Here is a 10,094-nt window from a genome sequence, read left to right on the forward strand (position 1 = left end):
TCAGTGCTCGCGGGTTTTATGGAACTCAATATCGGGATAGCGCTCCTGGGCCAGATTAAGATTAACCATTGTAGGAGCGATATAGGCAAGGCGGTCGCCGCCATCAAGCGCCAGATTGTCATTATTTTTTCGCTGAAACTCATCCAGCTTGCGATCGTCAGAGCAGGTTACCCAGCGAGCAGTGGCAACATTGATCGGCTCATAAACAGCTTCAACCTTGTACTCAGTCTTGAGGCGACTCACTACCACATCAAACTGCAGCACGCCAACGGCACCGACAATCAGGTCGTTATTGCGCAAAGGCCGGAATACCTGCACGGCACCTTCTTCCGACAGCTGAATCAAGCCCTTTTGAAGCTGCTTGGCTTTCAACGGGTCCTTGAGGCGGATACGGCGGAACAGCTCGGGCGCAAAGTTGGGAATACCCTTGAACTTCATATCTTCCCCGGCAGTAAAGGTGTCCCCTAACTGGATGGTCCCGTGGTTATGCAAACCAATAATATCACCAGCATAGGCCTCCTCTGCGTGCTCACGATCACCAGCCATAAACGTCAGCGCATCGGAAAAGCGAACATCTTTTGCTATACGCACATGGCGAGCCTTCATGCCCTGACTGTACTTGCCCGACACTATGCGCATAAATGCGACCCGGTCCCGGTGCTGCGGGTCCATATTGGCCTGAATTTTAAAAACAAAGCCAGAGAACCCTTGGTCATCAGGCTGCACAAGCCGTTGATCCGTCTCACGGGGCTGGGGCTGGGGAGCCCAATCCACCAAACCATCGAGCATATGATCCACACCAAAATTACCTAGCGCCGTACCGAAAAATACTGGTGTAAGCTCACCGGCCAAAAATGCTTCCTGATCGAATTCGTGAGACGCTCCTTTCACCAGCTCGACCTCATCGCGCAAATCGCTGGCGTATCCACCAAGAGCGGTATCAAGCTCCGGATTATCCAGCCCGCTGATAGTTCGAACCTCCTGGATCTCATGGCCATGCCCACTTTGGTAAAGAATCACCTCGTCACGCAGCAAGTGATAGACGCCCTTGAAGCTCTTGCCCATACCAATGGGCCAGGTAATAGGCGCGCAGGCGATGTTAAGTACATCTTCCACCTCATCCATGAGTTCAACCGGGTCCCGGGTATCCCGGTCCAGTTTGTTCATAAAGGTAATGATGGGCGTATCCCTGAGCCGGGTAACCTCCATCAATTTGATGGTACGTTCCTCAACGCCTTTTGCGCTGTCAATCACCATGAGGCAGGCGTCTACAGCGGTTAGAGTACGATAAGTGTCTTCCGAGAAATCCTCGTGGCCCGGCGTATCCAGCAGGTTTACCAGCTTCCCGCCGTAAGGAAACTGCATGACAGACGTGGTTACCGAAATACCCCGCTCTTTTTCCATTTCCATCCAGTCAGACTTTGCATGCTGGCCAGACTTCTTACCCTTTACCGTTCCCGCCCGCTGAAGAGCGTGCCCAAATAACAGCACTTTCTCGGTAATCGTGGTTTTACCGGCGTCCGGGTGGGAAATGATTGCAAAGGTGCGGCGCTTGGCCACTTCCTGGGAAAGGTGAGACATAGTCGAAGAGCAACCTGCGTCAGATGTTCGGAGAAGGCAGACATTATAAGGACTAAGAGGTAATTACGCGAACACAAGCAGCAATATCAAGGGCACAGAAGCAACGACATTACACGCGCATCTTCTCTCCCGGAAGCAGCAGGGTAGTATCCAGGGCGCCGCCCTATTTCTTCAAACCCTTCGTTGCGATAGAGCTTACTTGCCACACTGTTACTTAACCTGACCTCAAGAAGCATCTGATTCATGCCTTCATGGGTGGCCTCTGCGATGAGGTGCCTCAACAAAAGGCGCCCAACACCATGGCTACGACTTCGAGGATGAACACATATATTCAGTAGATGCACCTCATCCAGCATATACGTTCCGACTACAAACCCTTCAAGCGACCCGCCGAGCCAGGCACCCCATAAGCGATAATCAGGTTTAAAACAATCGAGAAACACCCCTTCAGTCCAGGGATGGGAGTGCCCCTGGCGCTCGATCTCCAGCATCTCTGGCATATCTTCAGGCACCAGCGGCCGAATTTTCACCTCAAGACCCTGCATGGGATCGTATAGGTCAGAGTTTTTTGGTGTCATTTCTGGGCCAGAGGCTTAAGCAGCTCCCATAGAGACCGCTTTAGCCCTGGGTTGCTGGCAAGAGCTGCCAGCGAGTGGGTTGATTTTACTTCTGGAGCTCTCCCAAGAGCGCTGTATAGCCAGCCGGCTGTGGGGTCTGCTTCATCGATGCCCTCATCCCCTCCCAAAACAATTACCTTCCTGTCATCCATGTCACGTAACACGTGCTGCATCACAGCCTTCAAATCGGACAGGGAGTTGCCGGGTACGACGCGGTTTTTGAAAACTGGCCAGCGCACCCAAGCAACAGGCTCCAGCTTCTCGTCCCCAAGACTCTTCAGAATGTTTGTGGCAAGAGTTTCCTGGAGGCTCAAGCTCGCTTCTTGGGAAATATCCGCGATAAGGAGGCACCTTGAACCATAAAAAACCCCCAGACTTAAAGCCTCCACCGCAGATAAACCAATGTCCGGGTAAGGCTCGGCGGTCTCCGACGAATGCTCTGGAGACGGATCCGAAACCTCCGACTGACTCTGCTTTGGCGGATTTGGCTGCTGCGCTGTCGGAACAGCCTTGCTCTCCATTAACGCCTGAAGACTAGCGATTCGCTGCACACCCTTTTTGTTCGCCGTGGATCTATCCGTTGGCACACGCACCCTGGCATTCTCTACGGGTGCAAGCCTCGGGCCTCCTGCAGGATGTTGTACAACCTCATCTGGCTCAGGAAACACGAACTCTGGACTCGGTGCTGCACCCGGCAGAGGGGCACGGGCATACCACATGCGGACCCCTGCAGAACCAAGATAGAACTGCCTTTGAGACTCAGTCTGAATCATTCAAACATCCGCAACCTGTGGATGCTGTCGAATTCCACCACGACTGATCAGATTAAGCGCCTCAATGTAGGCCTTGGCTGACGCAATGATTATATCGGTATCAGCACCAATGCCGTTTACGATACGCCCGCCACGCTCCAGCCTGACTGTAACCTCCCCCTGGGAGTCAGTGCCGCTAGTGATATTATTGACTGAGTAAAGCTGCAGATTGCATCCTGAATCAACCAGCGATTCTATGGCTTTGAAAGTAGCATCTACCGGGCCACTCCCTTCCGCTTCAACCTTGTGCTCTTTACCATCCATCGTTAACGTCAGGCTTGCTGTTGGAACAACACCCGTTTCCGAGCACACCTGCAGACACACCAAACCATAGCGGCCCTCTTCATCTTTCTGCCGGGTATCGCTGGCAATAGCCTGCAAGTCCTCGTCAAAAATTTCGTGCTTCAAATCAGCCAAAGCTTTGAAGCGGGTAAACGCTTCGTTCAACTCTGTTTCAGTTTCAAACTGAATACCAAGTTCTAGCAAGCGTGTGCGGAAGGCATTGCGACCTGAGTGTTTACCAAGCACCAAGCTATTGGTGTGCCAACCTACGTCTTCTGCTCGCATGATTTCGTATGTTTCTCGGTGCTTGAGCACGCCATCCTGATGTATACCGGACTCATGGGCAAAGGCGTTGGCCCCTACAATTGCCTTGTTAGGCTGCACTGGGAAGCCCGTAATCGTAGAAACGAGACGTGAGGCAGGTACGATATGGCTGGCATCTATGCGGGTATCAAGATTATAAAAATCCTGCCGCGTGCGGACGGCCATTACAATTTCTTCGAGCGAGGCGTTACCTGCACGCTCTCCCAACCCGTTGATGGTGCACTCTACCTGACGAGCACCTTGGGTTACCGCTGCCAGAGAGTTGGCAACGGCAAGACCCAGATCGTTATGGCAATGCACAGAGAAAATGGCTTTATCAGCATTGGGAATACGATTAAGGAGCTGATGGATAGTTTCTGCAAACTGCTCCGGTACAGCATAACCAACCGTATCGGGGATATTAATCGTGTTGGCGCCAGCATCTATGGCCGCCTCAATAATTCTACAGAGAAAATCCAGCTCAGACCGGCCAGCATCCTCACAGGAGAACTCAACGTCATCGACATGGCTTCGGGCACGTTTTACAGACCGAACTGCCTGCTCTATGACTTCGTGAGGCAGCATCTGCAGCTTGTGCTGCATGTGGATGGGCGATGTTGCAATAAACGTATGTATACGGCCCCGTTCCGCGGGACGAATCGCTTCAGCTGCCCGATCAATGTCCTTATCCAAAGCTCGAGCAAGACTGCAAATTGTTGAGCCTTTGATCGTTTCAGCAATGGACTTAACAGCTTCAAAATCCCCTTGGCTCGCGATTGCAAAGCCTGCCTCAATGACATCCACACGAAGCTTTTCAAGAGCCTTGGCAATACGGAGCTTCTCGGCCTTGTTCATAGTGGCGCCAGGACTTTGCTCACCATCACGAAGAGTTGTATCGAAAATAACCAGATGTTCGCTGCCAGACATTGAAGTACTCCGTATCGCATTTGGTTTTATGGAAACAGTATATCACCGGGATGCAACGGAGGGAGTGTTCCAACTACTTGCTGGGCCATTTTCGTGGCATCTGATTTATTTCAGGCATAAAAAAACCCCAGCTTCGCAAGAAGCTGGGGTTTGGACTTAAGAGTCTGACGATGACCTACTCTCACATGGGCAAATGCCACACTACCATCGGCGCAGGCCTGTTTCACTTCTGAGTTCGGGATGGGATCAGGTGGTTCCAAGCCGCTATGGTCGTCAGACAAAACGGTTGATCACTGGGGGACGGGATAGAACGAGTGTGATGATGATTTTTTCGACGTTATCCAGACAATTGTCTTGGGTGTTATATAGTCAAGCCGCACGAGCAATTAGTATCGGTTAGCTCAACGCCTCGCAGCGCTTACACACCCGACCTATCAACGTCCTGGTCTTGAACGGCTCTTTAGGGACCTCGAGGGTCCAGGGAGATCTCATCTTGGAAGGGGCTTCCCGCTTAGATGCTTTCAGCGGTTATCCTGTCCGAACATAGCTACCGGGCAGTGCCACTGGCGTGACAACCCGAACACCAGAGGTTCGTTCACTCCGGTCCTCTCGTACTAGGAGCAACTTTCCTCAAATCTCCAACGTCCACGGCAGATAGGGACCGAACTGTCTCACGACGTTCTAAACCCAGCTCGCGTACCACTTTAAATGGCGAACAGCCATACCCTTGGGACCGGCTTCAGCCCCAGGATGTGATGAGCCGACATCGAGGTGCCAAACACCGCCGTCGATGTGAACTCTTGGGCGGTATCAGCCTGTTATCCCCGGAGTACCTTTTATCCGTTGAGCGATGGCCCTTCCATACAGAACCACCGGATCACTATGACCTACTTTCGTACCTGCTCGACGTGTCAGTCTCGCAGTTAAGCGGGCTTGTGCCATTACACTAACCGTACGATGTCCGACCGTACTTAGCCCACCTTTGTGCTCCTCCGTTACGCTTTAGGAGGAGACCGCCCCAGTCAAACTACCCACCACACAATGTCCTCGATCCCGATAAGGGACCAGAGTTAGAACCTCAAACATGCCAGGCTGGTATTTCAAGGTTGGCTCCACGCAAACTGGCGTTCACGCTTCAAAGCCTCCCAGCTATCCTACACAAACATATTCAAAGTTCACTGTGAAGCTATAGTAAAGGTTCACGGGGTCTTTCCGTCTAGCCGCGGATACACCGCATCTTCACGGCGATTTCAATTTCACTGAGTCTCGGGTAGAGACAGCGCCCCCATCGTTACGCCATTCGTGCAGGTCGGAACTTACCCGACAAGGAATTTCGCTACCTTAGGACCGTTATAGTTACGGCCGCCGTTTACCGGGGCTTCGATCAAGAGCTTCGCACGAATGCTAACCCCATCAATTAACCTTCCGGCACCGGGCAGGCGTCACACCGTATACGTCCACTTTCGTGTTTGCACAGTGCTGTGTTTTTAATAAACAGTCGCAGGGGCCTGGTATCTTCGACTGGCTTCTGCTCCGTCCGCGAGGAACTTCACATACCACCAGCGTGCCTTCTCCCGAAGTTACGGCACCATTTTGCCTAGTTCCTTTACCCGAGTTCTCTCAAGCGCCTTGGTATTCTCTACCTGACCACCTGTGTCGGTTTGGGGTACGGTCTCGAATAGCCTGAAGCTTAGAAGATTTTCCTGGAAGCAGGGCATCAATGACTTCGCTCCCGTAAAAGGGTGCTCGTCGTCACGTCTCAGGATTGTGGATCCGGATTTGCCTAAACCCACTCCCTACACGCTTAAACCGGGACAACCGTCGCCCGGCTCACCTAGCCTTCTCCGTCTCTCCATCGCAGCTATCCAAGGTACGGAAATATTAATCCGTTTCCCATCGACTACACCTTTCGGTCTCGCCTTAGGGGCCGACTCACCCTGCGCCGATTAGCGTTGCGCAGGAACCCTTGGTCTTCCGGCGTGCGGGTTTTTCACCCGCATTGTCGTTACTCATGTCAGCATTCGCACTTGTGATACCTCCAGCAAGCTTCTCAACTCACCTTCGCAGGCTTACACAACGCTCCCCTACCCCGCATACAAAGTATGCAGCCGCAGCTTCGGTATCCAGTTTGAGCCCCGTTACATCTTCCGCGCAGGCCGACTCGACTAGTGAGCTATTACGCTTTCTTTAAAGGATGGCTGCTTCTAAGCCAACCTCCTAGCTGTCTGAGCCTTCCCACATCGTTTCCCACTTAACTGGAATTTGGGGACCTTAGCTGGCGGTCTGGGTTGTTTCCCTCTTCACGACGGACGTTAGCACCCGCCGTGTGTCTCCCGGATAGTACTCACAGGTATTCGGAGTTTGCATCGGGTTGGTAAGTCGGGATGACCCCCTAGCCGAAACAGTGCTCTACCCCCTGTGGTATTCGTCCGAGGCGCTACCTAAATAGCTTTCGGGGAGAACCAGCTATCTCCGGGCTTGATTAGCCTTTCACTCCGATCCACAAGTCATCCCCTGGCTTTTCAACGACAGTGGGTTCGGTCCTCCAGTTGATGTTACTCAACCTTCAACCTGCTCATGGATAGATCGCCCGGTTTCGGGTCTATGCCCAGCGACTAAATCGCCCTATTCAGACTCGGTTTCCCTACGGCTCCCCTAAACGGTTAACCTCGCCACTGAACATAAGTCGCTGACCCATTATACAAAAGGTACGCCGTCACAGAACAAGTCTGCTCCGACTGCTTGTACGCATACGGTTTCAGGATCTATTTCACTCCCCTCACAGGGGTTCTTTTCGCCTTTCCCTCACGGTACTGGTTCACTATCGGTCAGTCAGGAGTATTTAGCCTTGGAGGATGGTCCCCCCATATTCAGACAGGATACCACGTGTCCCGTCCTACTCGATTTCACTAGACTCAGGTTTCGGATACGGGGCTATCACCCACTATGGCGGCACTTTCCAGAGCCTTCTCCTACCAGTTGTCTAGCTTAAGGGCTAGTCCCCGTTCGCTCGCCGCTACTTAGGGAATCTCGGTTGATTTCTTTTCCTCGGGGTACTTAGATGTTTCAGTTCCCCCGGTTCGCCTCTTACACCTATGTATTCAGTGCAAGATACCCGACCGAAATCGGGTGGGTTTCCCCATTCAGAAATGTCCGGATCACAGCTTGTTTGCCAGCTCCCCGAACCTTATCGCAGGCTTCCACGTCTTTCATCGCCTCTGACTGCCAAGGCATCCACCGTATGCGCTTAGTTGCTTGACTATATAACCCCAAGACAACTGATCACTGATGACACAGAAGACTGACACCTAACCGAAGTTAAGCGACAATGTTCCAGGAACATTCAGAGACAGTCACTCGAAGTCATACACAACCACTTCAACGACAACACCGGATAACGCTTGAAAAAATCGCTATCACATTGAACACATTCTCTCGGAGATAATGAGAAAATGTCTTCGTGTTCTATCTCGTCCAATTTGTTAAAGAGCAAATCTGACCCAGTGATCAGAAAGAAGGATTTCAAACTTCACAGCGTTGAAACACTTGTTTCTGTACACTGACCGAAGTCAGGTGACCAAGTAATATTTGGTGGAGCTAGGCAGGATCGAACTGCCGACCTCCTGCGTGCAAGGCAGGCGCTCTCCCAGCTGAGCTATAGCCCCCAAAAGCTATCTCGTAAAATCGTGTAGATCTAGGCGTGTTCGGACGCCGCATAGCCTGCTATGCAAGTTCGGACACAACGACGAGCTACGCGATTTTGGTGGGTCTGGGTGGACTTGAACCACCGACCTCACCCTTATCAGGGGTGCGCTCTAACCACCTGAGCTACAGACCCGGTTTTGCTTGCCACAGACAAGCCAAGTCGGGCCTGAAAGACCCTTGCTCTCTTTATCAATCAACCAAGTAATTCGTGTGGACTCTGACCGAAGCTTCGACTTCGTTTAAGGAGGTGATCCAGCCCCAGGTTCCCCTAGGGCTACCTTGTTACGACTTCACCCCAGTCATAAACCACACCGTGGTAATCGTCCTCCCGAAGGTTAGACTAACTACTTCTGGTGCAATCTACTCCCATGGTGTGACGGGCGGTGTGTACAAGGCCCGGGAACGTATTCACCGTGACATTCTGATTCACGATTACTAGCGATTCCGACTTCACGGAGTCGAGTTGCAGACTCCGATCCGGACTACGATACGTTTTGTGAGATTAGCTCCCCCTCGCGGGTTTGCAACCCTCTGTACGTACCATTGTAGCACGTGTGTAGCCCTGGCCGTAAGGGCCATGATGACCTGACGTCATCCCCACCTTCCTCCGGTTTGTCACCGGCAGTCTCCCTAGAGTTCTCAGCATTACCTGCTAGCAACTAGGGATAGGGGTTGCGCTCGTTACGGGACTTAACCCAACATCTCACGACACGAGCTGACGACGGCCATGCAGCACCTGTGTCAGAGTTCCCGAAGGCACCAATCCATCTCTGGAAAGTTCTCTGCATGTCAAGGCCAGGTAAGGTTCTTCGCGTTGCGTCGAATTAAACCACATGCTCCACCGCTTGTGCGGGCCCCCGTCAATTCATTTGAGTTTTAACCTTGCGGCCGTACTCCCCAGGCGGTCAACTTAGTGCGTTAGCTGCGCCACTAAGGATTCAAGATCCCCAACGGCTAGTTGACATCGTTTACGGCGTGGACTACCAGGGTATCTAATCCTGTTTGCTCCCCACGCTTTCGCACCTCAGTGTCAGTGTTGGTCCAGGTAGCCGCCTTCGCCACTGGTGTTCCTTCCTATATCTACGCATTTCACCGCTACACAGGAAATTCCACTACCCTCTACCACACTCTAGCCGAGCAGTTCGAAGTGCCGTTCCCAGGTTAAGCCCGGGGCTTTCACATCTCGCTTACTCAACCACCTACGCGCGCTTTACGCCCAGTAATTCCGATTAACGCTTGCACCCTCCGTATTACCGCGGCTGCTGGCACGGAGTTAGCCGGTGCTTCTTCTGTGAGTAACGTCAATCCTTAAAGGTATTAGCTTTAAGGCCTTCCTCCTCACTGAAAGTGCTTTACAACCCGAAAGCCTTCTTCACACACGCGGCATGGCTGGATCAGGGTTTCCCCCATTGTCCAATATTCCCCACTGCTGCCTCCCGTAGGAGTTCGGGCCGTGTCTCAGTCCCGATGTGGCTGATCATCCTCTCAGACCAGCTACGGATCGTCGCCTTGGTGAGCCATTACCCCACCAACTAGCTAATCCGACTTAGGCTCATCCAATAGCGCAAGGTCCGAAGATCCCCTGCTTTCCCCCAAAGGGCGTATGCGGTATTAGCAGCCGTTTCCGACTGTTGTCCCCCACTACTGGGCAGATTCCTAAGCATTACTCACCCGTCCGCCGCTCGTCAGCGGGTAGCAAGCTACCCCTGTTACCGCTCGACTTGCATGTGTTAAGCCTGCCGCCAGCGTTCAATCTGAGCCATGATCAAACTCTTCAGTTTAAATCATATTAAGATCCGAAGACCTTATAACCTTTGCTCAAGACAAAACTCAATTTTCGACGAGTCGCTTGCCTTGGTATTTCTTG

At 52.4% G+C, this 10,094-nt stretch carries 4 protein-coding genes, 2 tRNA genes and 3 rRNA genes; all 9 read right to left on the reverse strand.

Going from position 1 to position 10,094, the window contains the following annotated elements:
- Window positions 1-1,581, reverse strand: coding sequence for a peptide chain release factor 3 (gene prfC / locus RKA07_RS17855; protein WP_310966985.1), 1,581 nt, complete (start codon window positions 1,579-1,581; stop codon window positions 1-3).
- Between the two features lie 86 nt (window positions 1,582-1,667).
- Window positions 1,668-2,159, reverse strand: coding sequence for a ribosomal protein S18-alanine N-acetyltransferase (rimI, locus tag RKA07_RS17860; protein WP_310966986.1), 492 nt, complete (start codon window positions 2,157-2,159; stop codon window positions 1,668-1,670).
- Window positions 2,156-2,971: a 2-isopropylmalate synthase gene (locus tag RKA07_RS17865; RefSeq protein WP_310966987.1), complete on the reverse strand. Its 816-nt coding sequence runs from the start codon at window positions 2,969-2,971 to the stop codon at window positions 2,156-2,158. Before RKA07_RS17865 ends, rimI begins: the two co-directional genes overlap by 4 nt.
- Window positions 2,972-4,522 carry a 2-isopropylmalate synthase gene (locus RKA07_RS17870; protein ID WP_200202100.1) on the reverse strand — a complete coding sequence of 517 codons (1,551 nt, stop codon included), beginning with the start codon at window positions 4,520-4,522 and terminating at the stop codon, window positions 2,972-2,974. It lies immediately after the preceding gene.
- 162 nt (window positions 4,523-4,684) lie between these two features.
- Window positions 4,685-4,800, reverse strand: a 5S ribosomal RNA gene (gene rrf / locus RKA07_RS17875).
- Between the two features lie 87 nt (window positions 4,801-4,887).
- Window positions 4,888-7,783, reverse strand: a 23S ribosomal RNA gene (locus tag RKA07_RS17880).
- Between the two features lie 328 nt (window positions 7,784-8,111).
- Window positions 8,112-8,187 (reverse strand) — tRNA-Ala (locus RKA07_RS17885).
- Window positions 8,188-8,283: 96 nt separating this feature from the next.
- A tRNA-Ile gene (locus RKA07_RS17890) sits at window positions 8,284-8,360 on the reverse strand.
- 107 nt (window positions 8,361-8,467) lie between these two features.
- Window positions 8,468-10,008, reverse strand: a 16S ribosomal RNA gene (locus RKA07_RS17895).
- Together the 16S, 23S and 5S rRNA genes with 2 tRNA genes alongside form the textbook arrangement of a ribosomal RNA operon.
- Window positions 10,009-10,094 lie beyond the last annotated feature (86 nt).

The sequence above is a fragment of the Marinobacter xiaoshiensis genome, assembly GCF_031631795.1.
Classification (GTDB): domain Bacteria; phylum Pseudomonadota; class Gammaproteobacteria; order Pseudomonadales; family Oleiphilaceae; genus Marinobacter; species Marinobacter xiaoshiensis.